Genomic DNA, 18,438 nt, shown 5'->3' with positions numbered 1-18,438 from the left:
GTTAACACAATTATTAAAATAAACTGATAATTTATAGCTCACCTTATTATCCATTTTATGGAATTGGATAGCTATGTATTATTATATTAAAATCATATCTATAAGTTATGTCTAAGTTTCGCAGTACAGACTGGTTTGGTAAAAAAGATAAAATGGGTTTCATCTACCGCAGTTGGATGAAGAACCAGGGTATGCCCGAGGATATGTTTGACGGCCGCCCGGTAATTGGTATATGCAATACCTGGTCTGAACTTACCCCCTGCAATGCCCACCTGCGTGATATTGCCGAAAGCGTAAAGCGCGGGGTATTAGAAGCAGGTGGTTTCCCGCTGGAGTTTCCAATTATGTCATTAGGCGAAACATTGCTAAAACCTACCGCCATGCTGTTTAGAAACCTGGCCAGCATGGATGCGGAGGAGTCAATAAGAGGTAACCCACTTGACGGTGTTGTACTGCTTACCGGCTGCGATAAAACTACCCCATCAACCTTAATGGGTGCCGCCAGTGTTGATTTGCCAACCATCGTGGTACAAGGCGGCCCTATGCTGAATGGTAAATATAAGGGACATGATATAGGATCCGGCACTAACGTTTGGACGTTTACGGACGACCTGAAAACCGGTAAAATATCCTATGCAGAGTTTGCCGAAGCCGAGAGCTGCATGTCGCGCAGCCCCGGCCACTGTATGACTATGGGTACCGCGTCAACCATGGCTTGTATGGTAGAGTCGTTAGGGATGTCATTAAGCGGCGGCGCGGCTATTCCGGCGGTTGATTCGCGAAGGAAAAGATTGGCCCAACTCTCCGGCAGGCGCATTGTCGAAATGGTTAAGGAAGATCTTAAAATATCAAAAATATTAACCCGCGCAGCTTTCGAGAACGCAATAAAAGTTAACGCGGCCATTGGCGGCTCATCCAACTTTGTTATCCATTTAACCGCTATCGCGGGACGTATTGGCGTTGAATTAAACCTGGAGGATTTTGATAACATCGGCAGTAAAATGCCCTTGTTGCTTGACTTGATGCCATCGGGTAAATTCCTGATGGAAGATTTTTATTATGCGGGAGGTCTACCCGCTATAATTAAACAAATGAGTCCGGTTTTGGATATGGATGCCATTACCGTTACGGGTAAATCGCATAAAGAAAATATTGAAACCGTCGGTACTATATATAATGAAGAGGTTATACATCAGTTCGAAAAGCCAATTATTGAGGAAGCGGGCATTGTTGTATTAAAAGGTAACCTGGCCGTAAATGGCGCGGTTATAAAACCATCGGCAGCAACACCGGCATTAATGCAGCACCGGGGCCGTGCAGTAGTTTTTGAAAACATTGAGGATTACCACGACCGTGTTGACGACCCTAACTTGGATATTGACGAAACCTGCGTAATGGTTTTAAAATGCGTTGGCCCTGTTGGCTACCCAGGCATGCCCGAGGTAGGTAACATGACCCTGCCTAAAAAACTGCTAGCAAAAGGCGTTACAGATATGGTACGCATATCAGACGGACGCATGAGTGGTACCGCTTTTGGTACAGTGATCTTACACGTATCGCCCGAGTCGGCCATTGGGGGTAACTTGGGATTGGTGCAAAATGGCGATATGATAAAACTGGATGTGGCAGCCAAATCAATTCACCTGGAAGTATCAGAGGAAGAACTAGCCACGCGCCGAAGCAAATGGGTGGCACTGCCGCCGGCTTCAAACCGTGGCTATGTCAATCTATATGTTAAACACGTGCAGCAGGCAGATAAAGGTGCAGACCTTGATTTCCTGGTAGGTGGTTCGGGATCGGAAGTGTTGCGGGATTCGCATTGAGTCCCACCCAACCCTCCCCGGTAGGGAGGGCTTTTTAAAAATAAAAAAACAAAAAAGTCTCCCCTACCGGGGGAGATTTAGAGGGGGCTATGGTAATACTAACTCTTATCCTTTGTATTGTAACGCTCATCCTGCTGGTAACCTGGGCAAGGCTAAACGTGTTCCTTACTTTTTTGGTGATATCAATAATGGCTGCCTTGCTATTGGGTATGCCTTTACCGCATATTGTTCAATCTGTAAATAAAGGATTGGGCGATATGCTGGGCTCGCTGGTTATTATTATTGTATTGGGCTCCATGCTGGGTAAGCTGGTAGGTATAAGCGGCGCGGCGCAAAAAATAGCCACCTCTATGCGCAATGCCTTCGGCGAAAAATATATTACCTGGGCCATGTGCGCTACCGGTTTTATTGTAGGTATACCTTTATATTATAATGTTGGTTTTTTCCTGCTGATACCCATCATATTTTCAGTAGCTAACCGATATAAATTGCCGTTGGTGTATGTGGGTATACCTATGCTGGCATCGCTATCGGTAATGCATGGTTTTTTACCGCCACACCCATCGCCAATGGCGCTTACAACGCAGTTTCATGCTGATATAAGTAAGGTTTTTGGGTATGGGTTTATTGTAGCTATCCCCACTATTATAATTGCCGGGCCGCTGTTTGCAAGGTTCTTGCGTAATATGTCATCGCAATCCATAATAGCCATGTCTGTACAGGAAATGCCCGAGGATAAACTACCGGGTTTAACCAACAGTATATTATCATCGCTTTTGCCGGTTATTATTATTGGGTTAAGCACCGTGGTTATTCGTTTTGCAGGCGACAATGCGCAACTAAAGAACATCGCCGCTTTCCTGGGCGACCCAAGCATGGCCATGATGGAAACCATAGCAATAGCTACTTATACTTTAGGCATACGCATGGGAATGAAATTAAATGAAGTAATGAATGTTTATGCCGATGCCGTTAAAGAGGTTGCCATGATATTATTAATAATAGGCAGCGCGGGCATATTAAAACAAATATTTTTAGACAGCGGTGCCAGCGGACAAATAGCCACAACCCTACAGGGTCTTAACCTGCCGCCATTATTATTAGGCTGGATAATAGCCGCCGTATTAAGATTATGCTTAGGCTCGGCAACCGTAGCTGGATTAACTGCGGCAGGGATTATCTACCCGCTAATGCAGCATGTACCAGTCGATCCCAACCTGATGGTGCTTTCTATAGGCGCAGGCAGTTTGTTTTGCTCACATGTTAATGATACCTCGTTTTGGGTTACTAAGGAGTACTTTGGCCTCAGTATGAAAAATACGTTCCTGTCGTGGTCGTTAATGGAGACGCTGGTTTCCGTCATTGGGTTGGGAGGAGTGTTGATATTGAATACCATAGTGCGATAATTTTTAATTATTTTTGATCAGACCAATAAAAAACCATGAAAAAATTATTTTTAACCTTACTGATGGGCGTTGCAGTAACTGCTGCCTTTAGCCAAAAAGACAACACCCTAACCAAGAAAGAAGCTGCCGCGCATTGGAAGCTTTTATTTGACGGAACAACAGCCAACGGCTGGGTAAACGGCGATGGCTCTTTGGTAAAAGCTACTCCCGGCGCATGGGAAGTTATTAATGGTGCCATCACCCTTAAAAAAGATGCCAAAGGCGGCGACATTTATACTACCGATGAATACGGCGATTTTGAATTTTCTGCCGATTTTAATATTGAGCCCGGCACCAACACCGGCATAAAATACTTTTGCCATAAATATGATAAAGGCGGCAACCTGGGCTGCGAGTTTCAGATCATTGATGATGTATTGGGCGAGGATAATAAACTACCCAACCACCTGCTAGGGTCATTATACGATGTATTGCCACCGATAGAGGCCAACAAAAAAGTTAATCCTCCGGGCCAATGGAATACCATACGCATTGTAGCTAAAGGCAAAAATGTACAGCACTGGGTAAACGGCGTTAAAGTATTAGAGTACACTCGTGGCAGCGATGACTACCTGGCCGCGGTAGCTAAAAGTAAATTCAGCAAAGTAGAGCCGGTATTTGGCACGGTTGAAAAAGGTCGCATCCAGCTACAAGATCACCACGGGCCGGTGGCATTTAAAAATATTAAGGTAAGAGAGTTGTAATAGCTCTTACCTGATGAAAAAGGCTTGAACAAATGTTCAAGCCTTTTTTGTTTTCCCTGGCTACCATATTATAAACCCCGGCAGGCTGGTTTCGGGGGTAAACGCTAATTAATTTAACACGAGTATAAAGCCAATTGCCGGTAGTAAAAAATGCCGTTCTCCGGGTATCACCGTTTTTATCGGTAGTAAAACAGACCTCTTTTCGGGTATAAGGCGTTAGGCCGGTAGTAAAAAGTGGTATTTTTCGGGTATTGGGTATTATACCGGTAGTAATATTTAACTCAAATAATTGATTATCAGCTATATAAATAGAAATCTTTAAAGAACTAAACAAAAAATGTATTTGAAATATTTGTGCTGATTAACAGGCAAACTGCAAGCGTGGATGTTATTCAAAGATACGAAAATTTGGGCAGAGGGGCAAATGAAAGGCTTGGGAGCGATCTCGGGCCTTTTGTATTTACAGTAGTTGCAAACTACAGACATAGCGGCTCGAAGTCGGAGACTTCTAACATCGGACCGCATCCAACTACAGGATCACCACGGGCCGTTTTTGTTTACTCTGGTTGTCATTCTGAGCGATAGGTCTACAATCCTAACTTTATCCCAACGCCAATAAACCGCTTACTTTCAGCATCATATACTGGCACATGTCCTTCTGTCTCCTGGCCCTGGGTAAGGTTGCGGGCGTTAATAAATACATCAAGGTATTTGATCATATCCAACGGCTTTAAGCGGTAACCCAAATAAACGTTTTGCAATTTGAACGCGCGGGCATCAGAAGTATATACAGTAAAATTACCGTTGCCGGAAGCTACCTGTTGGTATATGCCCTTGTCAAAGTCGTAACGGGCGGCAACGCCTCCAAAAAAATTTCGATAGCTTGCTTGGCTCTCCAATCCGGTGGTTATCAGGTTTTTGCTAGGGTAAATTACACGTAGCTGTAATAGCGTGTAATTTGTATTCAGATCCTTATTCTTAATAAGCGTGCCGTTTAAGCTGGTGGTCCATTTAAACTCACCCTTGCCGGGTAAAGTATAAGTTATACCCAACCGGTGCATAATAATATTAGCGGTGGTTTGCCTTATGGTATCTTTTTGGGCTATGGTTTCCCCCGCTATGTAATAGGTAGTATTAAATTTTGAATTGCTGTAGTTGTAGCTAAATGATAGCCCCTCTGTTAAAAATGACAAGCTTAAGCCGCCCTGGATTTGGTTGTAAGTTTGATACGGGTTTACAGGTTCATAAATAGTTTGCCTGCCAGCTGCAGCGCGGAGGGGGTAGTACGATATATCTACAAAACTACCGGCAAGGTCTGCAACGTACGACATGGTGCTTGCATACGACGCGTAAAGCATTAGTTTAGTTGTGGGTGTCTTCTTCATAGAGTCTGGCACAAAAAAAGGTTTTAAAATATCAACACTTAACGATGCGAAAGGCAATATTTTAGGCGATTTGGTGCCATTAAATACCGGCATATTGGTATAGGTGTATTTTTGCACGCCAACCTGTAACGTGGCTATATCAGCATAACTTGCGGCAATTGATGGTGTTATGGCAAACAGCTTTTGCTTTTGCAGATAGCGTGTTGTATTTATACTTGAAGAGGTTGCCAAATACTGGCTTTTGGTAAAGGCTGCTGTGTCTGTTGCTTCACGATAAGTAGCGTTAATATTAGCGTTAAGGGTAAAGTCGCCCAAAGTGGTTTGGGCAGAAAGATCATCTTTAACTATCAAACTATTTATGGTAGCCACGCTATCAACACCGTTTGATTTAAGAAAGCTGGTTGGCTGGTAAATATACTCGCTGCTGAAAGCGCTTTTGCGGCGCTGGTAACCCAGGCTCAGATTATTGGTAAACAACTGGGCGATGTTAGTTTTAAGCACTACATTACCATACGCTATATACTGGCTATTATATGTTTTATATGCATAGATAATAGGTGTTAAACTTTCCCTATCCCGTTGCGGCACATAACCAGCGTTAATGCTTATGGTGTTATTGGCATCTAATTTAACATCCATATAGCCGTTAAATTTAAACCGATCAGTGGCTAATGGCTTAAATGCTGTGTAGAAAGTCTTGTCCCAATATTGCGGAAATACATTCTGCTGAAAATCTGCAGATACACCAGCTTTAAAGTTTTGGGTGTTAGTATAGGCCGATACGTAATATTGCTGGTAAAGATCCTGCGTGCTGTACCCCGCATTGCCAGTACCTGCGCTGGTATTAGCGCTAAAAGCGGTATATTTTCTAACCAAATTGGTTTGTCCGGCAATAGTTATACCCTTGCGGCGGGGCCCGCCGCGTTTGGTTTTAATGAGCACCAATACCTGCGATGGCAGCACACCATTTAACGCTACAGCGGCGTTTTGCACCACGGTTATCTCGTCTATATCATAGATGCTGTAAGCGTTAACATCAGTATTTAAAACACCATCTATTACGTAAGCAAACTTTTGCTGCTGGCCGTAAATGCCGTTAATATACAATAGCAGGGCTTCTTTCAGGTCGGTAAAGGGCATTTTCTCCAGGTCGGCAGCGTGGATGGTGTAGGCTTGGGTGAATTTCTTTTTTAAGGTCATTCTGCCAAGATCATACACGGCGGTATTCGGCAGCGAAAACAGTTTAGGTACAATTATCGAAGTATCCGTTTGCGCTATTGCGGGATTAAAAAAAACAGCCAAAAACATTAATGTACAAGCAAGTAAGGTTGCTTTCATAAGCGATGGGTTATAGGTTTAACGGGTAGGTTAATAATTGGTTACCCAAATGTAATAAGTATTTCTAATATATAATATTATTGGCAATTAATTGGAGGTTAAGCACAGGTAGTCTTTGCGCACCCGCTGCCCGGCATATTTGCGCCGGTTTAGTGTTGGAGAGTTTTCAATTTATCAAGGAGCATAAAGAATGACAAGCCTGTTTTACTACCGCTTCCTAAACGGCTTCTCAAAAAAATCATCAACTATTTTATTAAACTCATCCCTGTGCTCAATGAGCGTGCCATGGCCCGAGTTGGGTACAATCCATAAATATGATCTGGTGATGGACTGCGCTATAGCAACGGTATGAGGCACAGGTATAAGGTCATGATCGCCGCCGATGATGAGTGATGGACACTTAATAGCCTTGAGTGCACTAAAGGATATGTTAGGTTGAAGCCAATCCAACATAAAAACTTTATAAATATTTCTTGTTCTGGCATCTTTTAACGGCATCTTTTTTTGCCATTCTTTGTAATCTTTTTGCTCGCCTTTCCAGTAGGATGGGATCAGCCCTGTAGAATCGGGTACTAAATTGGCCCCGGTTGATGCCAGTTTAATTACTTTATCAGGGTGCCGCATAGCCAGCACCAGTGCGTTAATACCACCATCGCTCCAACCCAAAACATAAGCCGAATCTATATGCATGGCGGTAAGCAAGGCATCAAAATCATCGGCCATCATTTCAAAACTTAACGAGTCGCGGTCGTCTTTGGTGCGGCCATGCGCGCGGCTATCAACAGCTATAACCTGGTATTTTTTGGCAAAATAAGGTATGGTATTGCTAAACGCACCCATACTTCCGCCGTTACCATGTATCATTAATAAAGGCTTGCCGGTGCCGTAAACTTCGGTATACATTTTAATGCCGCGTACATCATAAAACCGGCCCACGCTATCATTATGGCCGTAGTTTATTTTAGACTGACTGAAAGCTGCTGATATAAAGGCAATCGATAGCAATAATATTAATGTGGTGTTTTTAAACATAAGTATTACTCTTTCGTATTCTTAACAATAAACGCTACGATCTGTCCCGGTTCCCTCGGCACTTTAGGAAAATGCCCCTCACCGGGGATAGTAATAACTGTCATGCTGCCGCCAAGCGCTTTGTAGCGCTGCTCGGCAACTCGGGTGTCGGTTGTTAACCATGGATCGGTAGCGCCACTAACGTGCAGGGTTTTTATGCCGGCTTTAGTAAGCGGGGCAAGGGTATCAATTGGTGCCTTCTTTTCCATCAGGCTGCGCATGGCAACGTTATCTACATATATGCACGATATCTTGTCGGGGTTGTAAATAGCCCATTCGTAAGCCTCGCCGCCATAAGCGCCGGTGCCCATCATAACCGGTTTCTTAGAGAAACCCTTGCCGGTAAGTGTGGTATAAATCTTATCCCAATCCTTACGTACAGGTCCAGACTGCGATGTTATTGGCGGTATCACCACATAATAACCCTTAGCCAATAAAGCCTGCTCAACGGCAGCATCACGGGCTATGGTACGGTCGGTCCTGAAAACCCATGGGTTACCCGGTGCAGGTTTGTTAGGCGCGATAATAGTTAACCCCTTTATACCATATTTGCTTGCCGTTTTAGCCATATAAACATCATAAACAGGCGTAAACCATGGGCCGCGTACGGTTGCATAAGTTTTCTCCGCTTTAAGAAATTGATATTGATTTTCCAGGCTATAATAGTAGGTTTTTGTATAAGCGGCGGTGTCGGCAAACAGCGGGTCGCTTATGGTTGGTTTAATATTTTGCTCTACCCAGTCGGCAATAAATTTAGCATCGCGGATGCTATGCGGGTGGTGCGGTGTGCCTTCTTTTATCATCATGGTCATGCGGCCGCCTAACTGATGATAAATATCCTCGATAGGTATGGTATTGGTCGGGAACAAAAAGTCTTCGGTACCCACCAAACTCAATACCGGGATATCATATTTAACCAACAGGTCAAGCTTTGCAAAACTCTCGGGGCGAATAGCAGGATTATCCGCATATAAGCAAGATACTTTATCAGGGTGCGTAGTTGCCCAGGCATATTCATTAATACCGCCACGGCTCATGCCGCTAAAGGCAGGCTTTTTGGACAGGCCGTGTTTGGTAAAAAAATCATACCAGGCCTCCCAATGGTTATCGGGGTCAATATTGCAATACACCACGTGGAAACCGCGTTTAAGCAACTCTACTTCTGATTGTGATTCATGATCCCAATAAAACCCGCGCCAGGTACACGGGTTGCCAGGCGCTGCCGCTTTGGGTACAATAACGATACAGCGGATGGTGCCTTTTGGCGTATTAGCATCGTTCATGCCTGTACCTTCCTGCGGGGTTGCTTTTATGGGTTTAATGGCCATGGTTTCCATATCCATTAAATAATCGTAACGGTCAAAGCCATGCCAGCTGGTTTTTTCGCCTTCGAAGGTGGTTAGCGCTTGGGCTGATATTTTACCGATAACTATCAGTAACAGGCCAACGATGGCTAGAGTGAGTTTAAAAAACGTTCTCATTTTAAGGTTTTAATTGTGGTTGATTAATTGGTGGTTGATCAAATATCCTATAATTATTTACATTTGGGCATCCGACCATGAATTTACCTCATAAAATTACAAAAGTATTGATATTATTTATCTGCTCATTATTGGGCATGGTAAAGGTCTATAGCCAAACTAACAACGCTGATGCTGTTATTAAAGAGATTCATAAACATTGCAGGCAAATGTTATTGTCAGACACGGTTTACGCTACCGAGCGTGGCTTACGGCTTACCGATGACATTAAATATAACACCAATGTAGCCGGGTATTTAAATACTTTAACCGCAGATGGTAGCTGGGGCGACATCTCCTACAAAAATCAAACCCGTGGGACCTGGGCACCTGCGGGGCATTTATATAGGATACTATTGTTGGGCCGTGCTTACTTTAAAAATAATGATCCGGCGTATCTTACAGCCATACATAAAGCATTGCGCTTTTGGATAAAAAACGATTTTAAATGCGAAAACTGGTGGCACAATAATATTAATGTGCCGTTTGCTTATTCGAGCATCATACTACAATTGGGCGACAATGCGCAACCGGATGAACTCGACTTCCTGAACAACGTACTTGTTAAACGCATACCTGTAAATGCCGCTACTGGCCAAAACCTGATATGGCAGTTAGATAACGAGGCACGTGTAGCATTAATACATAATGATTACACGGCGTTTGCAAAAGCAATGGCCGGGATGCAGGGCGTAATAACAGTAACTACCGGCGAGGGTATACAACCCGATTATTCTTTTCACCAACATGGCGCTATGATGCAGGTGGGTAATTACGGATTGTCATTTGTAAACTCATTATTGTTTTGGATGTCGGTTACAGACCATAGTCCGCTGGCGTTTGATAAAGCTAAGCAGCAGATAGTTTTTAATTATTGCGCTAATGGTTTAAGGTGGACGATTTATAAAGGCGCTATGGATATCCCTGCCATTGGCAGGCAATTACGTAAAAATGCTGCGGTTAAGCGCGGTACTAACCTGTACGAAGACTTTGATCTCATCCGTTCTTTAGATCATAGTTACCAGTGCAGGGATGTTATAGACGGGTTTGATTACCCAGGTAATTGTAAACTTGCAGGCAACAAAGGTTTTTGGCGCAGCGATTATATGGTGCAGTTAAAAAAAGACCATTACCTGATGAGCGTAAAAATGCATGGCCCGTTTGTAAAAAGGCTGGAATCAATAAACAGCGAAAATTTAAAAGGCGCATTTATTAATGATGGCCTTGCACTGGTGCAAAGCAACGGTAAAGAGTACAACGATATTGAGGCCATTTGGAACTGGACAATGTTACCGGGCACAACTTGTGATACTACTGTTGACCCTGGTGGAAAAAAAGCATTTGCAACAGGGAATACATCCACCTTTGTAGGCCAGGTATCAAACGGGGCTGAAGGCATCAGCGCTATGGATTATAACCGAATGGATGTTAAAGCACATAAAAGCTACTTTTTTGTTGATGATATGCTGATAGCCTTAGGCGCGGGGATAGAATCAGCAGAAAAGAAAAATCTGGTGACAACGGTAGACCAAAGCTTTCATGAAGGATCACTCATCAACAGTAAAAACAAAGACGGGCAAAAATGGCTATGGCATGATGGTAAAGCCTACTATTTCCTGGATAACACCGAAAGCGTCAAAACCAAAACCGAATATCGAAGCAGTGGTTGGGAAGGCGTAAACAATAATGATACAGGTGACGATAAACCATCAGCGGGCAACGTAACCACAACTTATATTGAGCATAACCAAAATAATAAATATGCCTATCTGATAAAGCCGGGAGTTAATGTAAAACAACTACAAGCCGGGTTAAATACCGGGGTTAATATATTAGCAAATACAACCAGTACGCAGGCCATAACATCAGGTAATAACATAATGATTGTCTTTTACCAACCCGGCAGCATAATAGTAAACCATATAACACTAAAAACAGATAAGCCTTGCCTGCTTATTTGTAAAAAGAGCAGAAATAAGCTAAGCGATGTATGGGTATCAGACCCTACGCGCCAACAGGATACCATCAATTTAAGTATCGGTAAAATTATCCGGCAGGTAAAACTACCGATGGGTGATTATAAAGGATCGTCTGTAAAGGTGGTATTGTAACCTACTTAAAATGCTTATCCATAAAGTTAAGATACTGTTGCCAATCATAAGTAAGTATATTATGATTACCCGGGCGGATATGATATTGTATTTGCCCTGATACCGGCTCATTAACTCCCGGCCATTTGGTGGTAGGTAAACCTTCAAGTCCGAATAGTTTATAGACCGGACTGGCATATACGCCACCCAAAAACTCGCCCTCAGGATCAGAATACAGGTCGCCTTCGGCGCTGCCAATGGCAATTGGCCTCGGCGCTATTAAAGATATTACTAAATGCTGGTCGAATGGTAATACCGTATCCCGGCCCATATATTTTCTGAAGTTTGCATCAAACCAATGCGGAAAACTGGTACATAAATGTTTAATGTCTTCGCCCTTGCCCCGCCTAAATATCCTCACCCCACCAGCGCCCGATTCATTACTTAACACCATCGCGAAACGCTCGTCAGTAGCGCCGGCCCAAAGCGCGGCCTTACCCAATCGCGAAAAACCAAATACGGCAACTTTTTTGGCATCGATGTCTTTATCGGTTTGCATATAATCTAAAGCGCGGCTAAGGCCCCAGGCCCATGCGCCTATGGTAGTAAAGTTGTCGCTACGGCCTTGCAATTCGGGGTATAGCGCATGTACGCCGTTTTTAAAGCCATCATCAAAATCGGGGTCAATATCACCACAATAAATAGTGGCGAAACCATAGCCTCGGTTCAATATCATTTCAACATCCCTGTTGGGGTTTTTACCACGGCTGGCTTCGTTAGCTTTGTTGTTTATAGCTGTTTTGCTGTTTGCAACCCAACTGGTTGAAAGTCGTACGGCGGTATCATTACTTAAAGTCTGATTGCCATTAAACCCCAACTGTAAAATAAGACCAGGCTTTTTTACTTTGTTAGGCAGATAGATGAGTATATCCATTTGCGGGCCATCGGTTTTGCCGTTAAAATAAACGGTTACCTGTTTGCGGGTTGCCAAACCACCCAAAGCATTTTTATTGGTCTCGAAAACTTTAAAAGTCATGTTTGCAGGCCGCGCGGGTTGTTGGCCATACATTTCGGTAGTGAAAAATTGCAGTAGTTCTTTGCGTCTTTTTTGCCATTGTTTTGTAGTGGCTACTTTGCTGCCATCACTCATGGTTAGCGGATCTGCCAACCACGACAAATTGCTTTGTGCATGCGCACTTAATGTAATAGCTATTGCTATAATAGCAAGCGATAAATAATTTTTAACCGGCATAGTATAACGTATCTATTTAGGTAACAGATAGCTAAAGATAGATAAATATGCGGTTTAGTAAATAGTATGCGTCCTTTTTAAATGGATGCCGTATATAATGCGGGCGTCTTTAAATTTTTCGTACACGTGTAATGCGTTTTTATCTTCGTAATAATGTTTTACCGACTCGTCAATTTTCCTTTCCAGCTTGTTAACTATCTGGAAGCCATTTTTTAGCAGGATGCCTTCAATGTCATATACATAATGTACAAAGTTTTGAATAGAGATACTGTTATTGTTGTGCTGGAATGTGCGCTTGCCGCCAAATGCCAAGGCATTAGGATGGAAATCGGTTATAATAATATCGCCGTTATGTTTTAATATGCGGCACCAGGCTTGCAGCGCCTCTTCAATGTTTTCAATATGTGCCACAGTAAGTGTTGATACTATTACATCGTAAGTGGCGGTATCGGTATCCGCGAAAAGGTTATCTGTTATCTGGTTGGTTTTTGCTGCCGGAAATTTTTCCTCTAAACGTCTCAACATCCCTGCCGAAACATCAAAGCCGGTAATGCTTGCCGGTTTGGCTTTTAAAAGTTTTGGCCAGTGCCTGCCAGTGCCGCAGCCTATATCGGCAATTGCTGCTCCTTTTAGATTAACCTCGGACAGCAATTCTGTAAACACCTCTTCATCCATATCCAACATTAAATTACCGGGTTGCACATCATAACTTTCTGCCCATATATCATAAGCCTCAACTGACTTTTTTTCTTTTACAGGGGTAAAAAAAATATTTCTCTGCATGGCCCTTTTTAAGGTTGATATCAAGCTGTTTATTGGGTTGGTAGTTGCTATCATGGTGCTCATATGGTAAATAGTTTTAAAGGACTTATAATAGAAATTACAATTGATGTGTACAATGGTTTTAAACATTATATATCAATTACGGGTGGCTATTTGTAAAGGTTGCCCCGGTAATTTATTTCGGGTAATGGGCAACCTTTGGCTAGTGTGGGGCGTAACTGTTTCGATAATTGTGTAATTATAGATTTTAGTTTCTCCAGATAGTGATGGGTGCAGATCCATCACTATTTAGTTTTCAAATGCGAAGTAAAAAAAGCATGTATTTAATGCCTGATACAAATAAAATTACCATTGGATATAGCTATTCAAAATAAAGGAATTAACCGTGTAAAATCCCGCAAGCCGGATTTTGAGGAATTATATTGTGCCGTAAGAGAATCCGAAAAAAAGACATATACCGATCTGCAACTAAAAGGATTGCCTGATTTTGGCACCAACTCGCCCGAATGGGAAATACGCAAACATTCTGCCAATAGGTTGCTGGCTTATTTAAGTAAAAAGCGCAAATTTTTAAGGATATTAGAAGTGGGCTGTGGTAACGGCTGGCTCTCATCAAAAATGGCCGATCTGCCTAACACGTATATAACCGGCCTTGATGTTAATCAGGTCGAAATTAACCAGGCAAGCAGGGTGTTTAAAAAATCTAATTTAGAGTTTGTATACGATAGCTTTAATGAAAACACCTTTGATAAAGAGAAATTTGATATTGTTGTTTTTGCAGCATCCTTACAATACTTTCCATCGGTTGTGGCTGTTTTGCGCCAGGCCGAGAGTCTATTAAATCGAGGAGGTGAGACACACATCATTGATACCCCTTTTTATGATCCGGACGGCGCAGCTATAGCTGCCGAGCGCTGCCGCACCTATTATAAAGATATGGGCATTCCCGCCATGGCCGATCATTACTTTCACCATGATATAAGTGAATTTTGGGGATTTAATTACCGGGTAATGTTTAACCCTACAAGCTTATTTAATCGCTTGTTCAAAAAAGACCCGTTTTATTGGGTCGCTATCAGTAAATAAGGATCATAGCCTTCAGTTGGTTATTGTTCTAACAGAAATAATCGTTAAAGTACTTAATTAGCCAGTAAGTTTTCAGGGACAACCAATATCTGCGATATTTTTTGCTGGTATTGTTTAAGCAGTTTGGCCTGGAAGTTTCCCGGATCTGGTTTAGCATAATGCTTGCCGGTATCCATGCTCATAATGGCGCCTTTTGAGTTGAGTTTTTTCGACTCGGTTTTTTTAAGCCATCTGCCGGCGGTTATTTGCATCAATATATTATCAATAGCATTGCCAAGGCGGTTATCCAATATCTTTTCAAACAATTGTTTAAACAAAGACGGCTTTAACGGCTTTGCCGATGATATGCGCATTATTTTATTGGGCAGATACTCGCGCGTCCAGCCGTTGGCGGCATAAAATTGCTCAATCACAGTATCGCCTTGCAGCGGGATAAGAGTAACAACCTCAATAGCGGTATAAATGGTTTTTTCCTTTATTTCCAGTTGCTCCTCGTCTATATAATAATTCATGCAAAAATAGTCCTGTTTGTTTACCAAAAAGGTTAATTTTTTAAAGGCATGCATTAAAGTACGTGCTATCCACAGGCGGTTTTTGGCAGTGATAATAAACAGATCGATATCAGAATGTTCGTCAGCGAAGTTTTTTGATAACGAACCCGATATGGCAATCCCACGCACATAAGGAAATTTGATAAGCATATCGCCCACTTTTGAGGCTGTTTTGATCAACTCGGCGGCTTTTTGGTTGCCGTTATATCTGCGAACTATTAGCTCGTGGTCGTTTCGTAAAGTATAAAAATTGCTAAACTGGTAAACAGATTGACCGGCAACCAAATATTTAAGGGCAAATTCGAAGTCATTCTGGTTATATTTATTTTTTAGAAATAAATATATCTCTCCACTGGTTAGCGGATACTTGAATATATCAAAATAAGCCAATGTTGCTAATATGTTTTCTTTTGCCGCGTTCACGTTGTTACCTGTGCATCTTTCTATTGTTATAGTGATGACGGGTTAGTGTGCAGATAGGTTGCCCCTGAATTAAATAAAAGTCACCTATTTTGCTATTGTAACAGGCGATTTACAAAAAGGACGTTCTGATATTTCACTTATGCATCTGTACATCCACACATCTGCACATTATTTAACCACCCGCTTAGCATTATCCTTAACAAAAGTATCCCAACCTGAGTATGATTTTTTGCTGCCACTTTTTCCGGTAGGCATCCTTTGGAAAGAATGGCAAACAGCTACGGCCAAACCATCCGTAGCATCTAAAAAATCGGGTGTTTCTTTAAAGCTTAACAGATTTTGCAACATGGCGGCAACCTGTTCTTTGGTAGCATTGCCATTACCCGTAATAGATTGTTTTATTTTGCGTGGCGAGTACTCTGTAACCTCAATACTGCGCGATAAAGCTGCGGCCATTGCAACGCCCTGAGCCCTCCCCAGTTTTAGCATTACCTGTATGTTTTTGCCATAGAAAGGTGCCTCGATAGCCAGGCAATCGGGTTTGTAGTTATCAATAAGCGCAACAGTTTTTTCAAATATGCGTTGCAGCTTTAGCATATGGTCGTCAATTTTATCCATCTTAACCACACCTAAAGCAATCAGTTCAATTTTTGAGCCCACCTCTTTCACCAATCCATAACCCATAACCGCTGTGCCGGGGTCTATACCTAAAATTATACGCTCTTTTATATTTATTGCTTGCTGCATTTAATTATTAAAGTTTGACGTGCACCAATGCACCGTGGTGCAGCGCAGTTAAAGGTAGGTATCATTCTACATTATTACCCAAGCATCGTCATATATTCTTTTCTGCTGATCATCCTCGCGCCCATTGATTCCAGGTGATCGGTATGCACCTGGCAATCCAGTAATTTATAATCGCCGGTTTTTATCAAGGTAATCAATGCTGTTTTTGAAGCGTTGCTTACTTTGCTAAACATACTTTCGCCACAAAACACATCACCAATGGCTATGCCGTACATACCGCCCACCAAATCATCGCCCTGCCAAACCTCTACAGAATGTGCATTACCCTGTTGATGAAGCTGGATGTAAGCATCTTTCATATCAGCAGTTATCCAGGTGCCGTCCTGGTCCTTACGTTCGACTGCGGAGCAAGCTTCTATCACATCTGCAAAGCAAGTGTTAAAACTTACCCGGAAGCGGTTGGAGTTTAAAATTCTTTTCATACTGGATGATATATTTAATTCATCAGGATATAATACAAACCGCTCATGCGGCGAGTACCATAAAATAGGCGTATCATCACTATACCAGGGGAAAATGCCGCTTTTATAGGCCAGGATTAATCGTTCGGTTGAAAGATCGCCGCCTACGGCTAAAAGGCCATCATCCTCGGCCAACTCAGGATCTGGAAATAGTAAATGTTCTGTAAGCCTGAATATCATTTGTCACAAATTTATGTCATATACATTAATTTGTTATTACAATTAAACTATTTGTTAAATTAGCACTCATACTGTTTTAAACCCCCTTAAAACATGGCCAATATTAAGCAAATCAAGCATTTAACATCGCGCGCGGGCTTCGGCTTGGGCTTTGATGATTTTAAGGATGCCGAGAACCAAAGCATTAAACAAACTGTTAAGGAACTTTTTAAAGCATCTGCAGATTATGAGCCGCTAAATATTGTTAAGGGCAATGTAGATTATGCCATGGTTGTAAAAGGCGATCAGGCAAGTCGAAAAATGTTTCAGCAGCAACAACGCCAGCAGGAAAAAGACCTTAACCTGGGGTGGATAAATTATATGAGCACCACAAAAGGCCAGTTGCGCGAAAAAATGGCCCTGTTTTGGAACAACCATTTTGCCTGTCGTACTAAACAAGGTACATACGCGCAACAAGTAGCCAATATACAGCGTAGTAATGCTCTGGGTAATTTTAAGGTCATGACGCTGGAGATAGCCAAATCGCCGGCTATGTTGCAGTTTTTAAATAATCAGCAAAACTTAAAGGGTCATCCTAACGAAAATTTCGCGCGCGAACTGATGGAGCTTTTTACCATTGGCCGGGGTAACTATACCGAGCAGGATGTTAAAGAATCTGCACGCGCGTTTACCGGCTGGGGATATGATGGTACCGGCGAATTTAGATTCCGCCCGTTTGTGCATGATAATGAGAGCAAAACCTTCCTGGGCAAAACCGGGAATTTTAAGGGTGAAGATATTATTGATATCATATTTGACAATAAACAAACCGCTCGTTTCCTTAGTACGAAACTTTATAAATATTTAGTTAACGAAACACCCGATCAGGCACATGTAGAAGCTATGGCCGATGTGTTTTACAAGTCTAACTATGAAATAAAACCACTCCTGGAATATGTCTTTACTGCCGATTGGTTTTATGATGATAAAAATACGGGCAACCTGGTAAAATCGCCCATTGAATTGATAGTGGGCTTAAACAGGCAGTTTACCATTAACTATCAACGGCCAGAGGTAATGTTGCAGTTTCAAAAAGTGTTAGGGCAGGTGTTATTTTATCCGCCAAATGTAGCAGGCTGGCCGGGTGGGCGTAACTGGATAGATAGCTCATCATTAATGTATCGCATTAAAATACCATCAACCATATTAAACGGTGGTGTTATTGATTTTACCGGCAAAGCCGACCCGGAAGATGAAGCCTTTTTAGCTACTATGCGTGTACAACAACCGTTTGTAAATACAAGGGTACAGGCACAACCTGATTGGAACAAGTTTTTAAGCGCTATACCCAAGGACATGAATAAAACAAGTATAGCGCAGTTTATGTTAGAACCTAAATTGAGTAGCGCTTTGATGAATAGCGTTAATCAATCAAAGGATACCAAGGCGTTGGTTATTGAATTGGTATCATCGCCGGAGTATCAGTTAGGTTAGGTATGAATTATAGAATTGAAATCAATAAATCATTAATTCTGTAATT

At 42.3% G+C, this 18,438-nt stretch carries 14 protein-coding genes; 6 read left to right on the top strand and 8 right to left on the bottom strand.

Annotation, left to right across the window (positions count from 1 at the left end; all coding sequences use genetic code 11):
* Nucleotides 1-107: 107 nt before the first annotated feature.
* The 3 genes from JWQ34_RS00360 (at nucleotide 108) to JWQ34_RS00350 (ending at nucleotide 3,972) form a co-directional block, all read left to right on the top strand.
* A complete protein-coding gene (locus tag JWQ34_RS00360; RefSeq protein WP_299352254.1) occupies nucleotides 108-1,823 on the top strand; it encodes an IlvD/Edd family dehydratase in 1,716 nt (571 codons plus the stop codon).
* Between the two features lie 89 nt (nucleotides 1,824-1,912).
* Nucleotides 1,913-3,229, top strand: a complete 1,317-nt coding sequence (locus tag JWQ34_RS00355) for a gluconate:H+ symporter (RefSeq protein WP_299352251.1) — start codon at nucleotides 1,913-1,915, stop codon at nucleotides 3,227-3,229.
* 35 nt (nucleotides 3,230-3,264) lie between these two features.
* Nucleotides 3,265-3,972, top strand: coding sequence for a DUF1080 domain-containing protein (locus tag JWQ34_RS00350; protein WP_299352249.1), 708 nt, complete (start codon nucleotides 3,265-3,267; stop codon nucleotides 3,970-3,972).
* 587 nt (nucleotides 3,973-4,559) lie between these two features.
* On the opposite strand, the gene JWQ34_RS00345 is transcribed toward JWQ34_RS00350, so the two are convergent.
* The 3 genes from JWQ34_RS00345 to JWQ34_RS00335 all read right to left on the bottom strand — a co-directional run bounded on the left by JWQ34_RS00345 (nucleotide 4,560) and on the right by JWQ34_RS00335 (nucleotide 9,247).
* The gene (locus tag JWQ34_RS00345; RefSeq protein WP_299352246.1) at nucleotides 4,560-6,695 is read right to left on the bottom strand and encodes a hypothetical protein; all 2,136 of its coding nucleotides are present in this window, start codon (nucleotides 6,693-6,695) and stop codon (nucleotides 4,560-4,562) included.
* 207 nt (nucleotides 6,696-6,902) lie between these two features.
* The gene (locus JWQ34_RS00340) at nucleotides 6,903-7,727 is read right to left on the bottom strand and encodes an alpha/beta hydrolase (RefSeq protein WP_299352243.1); all 825 of its coding nucleotides are present in this window, start codon (nucleotides 7,725-7,727) and stop codon (nucleotides 6,903-6,905) included.
* Nucleotides 7,728-7,732: 5 nt separating this feature from the next.
* Nucleotides 7,733-9,247, bottom strand: a complete 1,515-nt coding sequence (locus JWQ34_RS00335) for a hypothetical protein (protein ID WP_299352240.1) — start codon at nucleotides 9,245-9,247, stop codon at nucleotides 7,733-7,735.
* 77 nt (nucleotides 9,248-9,324) lie between these two features.
* On the opposite strand from JWQ34_RS00335, the gene JWQ34_RS00330 reads away from it, so the two are divergent.
* Nucleotides 9,325-11,397 (top strand): polysaccharide lyase family 8 super-sandwich domain-containing protein, encoded by a 2,073-nt coding sequence (locus JWQ34_RS00330; RefSeq protein ID WP_299352237.1) that lies wholly within the window; start codon nucleotides 9,325-9,327, stop codon nucleotides 11,395-11,397.
* Between the two features lies 1 nt (nucleotide 11,398).
* Here the strand turns inward: JWQ34_RS00330 and JWQ34_RS00325 are convergent, their stop codons facing one another.
* The gene (locus tag JWQ34_RS00325) at nucleotides 11,399-12,628 is read right to left on the bottom strand and encodes an acetylxylan esterase (protein WP_299352234.1); all 1,230 of its coding nucleotides are present in this window, start codon (nucleotides 12,626-12,628) and stop codon (nucleotides 11,399-11,401) included.
* A gap of 54 nt (nucleotides 12,629-12,682) precedes the next feature.
* The gene (locus JWQ34_RS00320) at nucleotides 12,683-13,474 is read right to left on the bottom strand and encodes a class I SAM-dependent methyltransferase (RefSeq protein WP_299352231.1); all 792 of its coding nucleotides are present in this window, start codon (nucleotides 13,472-13,474) and stop codon (nucleotides 12,683-12,685) included.
* A gap of 288 nt (nucleotides 13,475-13,762) precedes the next feature.
* Between JWQ34_RS00320 and JWQ34_RS00315 the strand changes: the two genes are divergently transcribed.
* Complete coding sequence (locus JWQ34_RS00315; RefSeq protein ID WP_299352228.1) at nucleotides 13,763-14,497, top strand: class I SAM-dependent methyltransferase; 735 nt, start codon at nucleotides 13,763-13,765, stop codon at nucleotides 14,495-14,497.
* A 53-nt stretch (nucleotides 14,498-14,550) separates the two neighbouring features.
* Here JWQ34_RS00315 and JWQ34_RS00310 read toward each other — a convergent pair whose 3' ends face one another.
* From JWQ34_RS00310 to aat, 3 genes are all read right to left on the bottom strand, one after another.
* Nucleotides 14,551-15,471, bottom strand: a complete 921-nt coding sequence (locus tag JWQ34_RS00310; protein WP_299352225.1) for a nucleotidyltransferase domain-containing protein — start codon at nucleotides 15,469-15,471, stop codon at nucleotides 14,551-14,553.
* Between the two features lie 168 nt (nucleotides 15,472-15,639).
* Nucleotides 15,640-16,218 (bottom strand): crossover junction endodeoxyribonuclease RuvC, encoded by a 579-nt coding sequence (ruvC, locus tag JWQ34_RS00305; protein ID WP_299352222.1) that lies wholly within the window; start codon nucleotides 16,216-16,218, stop codon nucleotides 15,640-15,642.
* Nucleotides 16,219-16,292: 74 nt separating this feature from the next.
* Complete coding sequence (gene aat, locus JWQ34_RS00300; RefSeq protein WP_299352219.1) at nucleotides 16,293-16,919, bottom strand: leucyl/phenylalanyl-tRNA--protein transferase; 627 nt, start codon at nucleotides 16,917-16,919, stop codon at nucleotides 16,293-16,295.
* A gap of 93 nt (nucleotides 16,920-17,012) precedes the next feature.
* Between aat and JWQ34_RS00295 the strand changes: the two genes are divergently transcribed.
* Nucleotides 17,013-18,392, top strand: coding sequence for a DUF1800 domain-containing protein (locus tag JWQ34_RS00295; protein ID WP_299352216.1), 1,380 nt, complete (start codon nucleotides 17,013-17,015; stop codon nucleotides 18,390-18,392).
* The last annotated feature ends 46 nt before the right edge of the window (nucleotides 18,393-18,438 follow it).

The sequence above is a fragment of the Mucilaginibacter sp. genome (genome assembly GCF_028288185.1).
Taxonomy (GTDB): Bacteria; Bacteroidota; Bacteroidia; order Sphingobacteriales; family Sphingobacteriaceae; genus Mucilaginibacter.
Note: the sequence above shows the minus strand (reverse complement) of the source record. Positions and strands in the feature narration are given on the sequence as shown.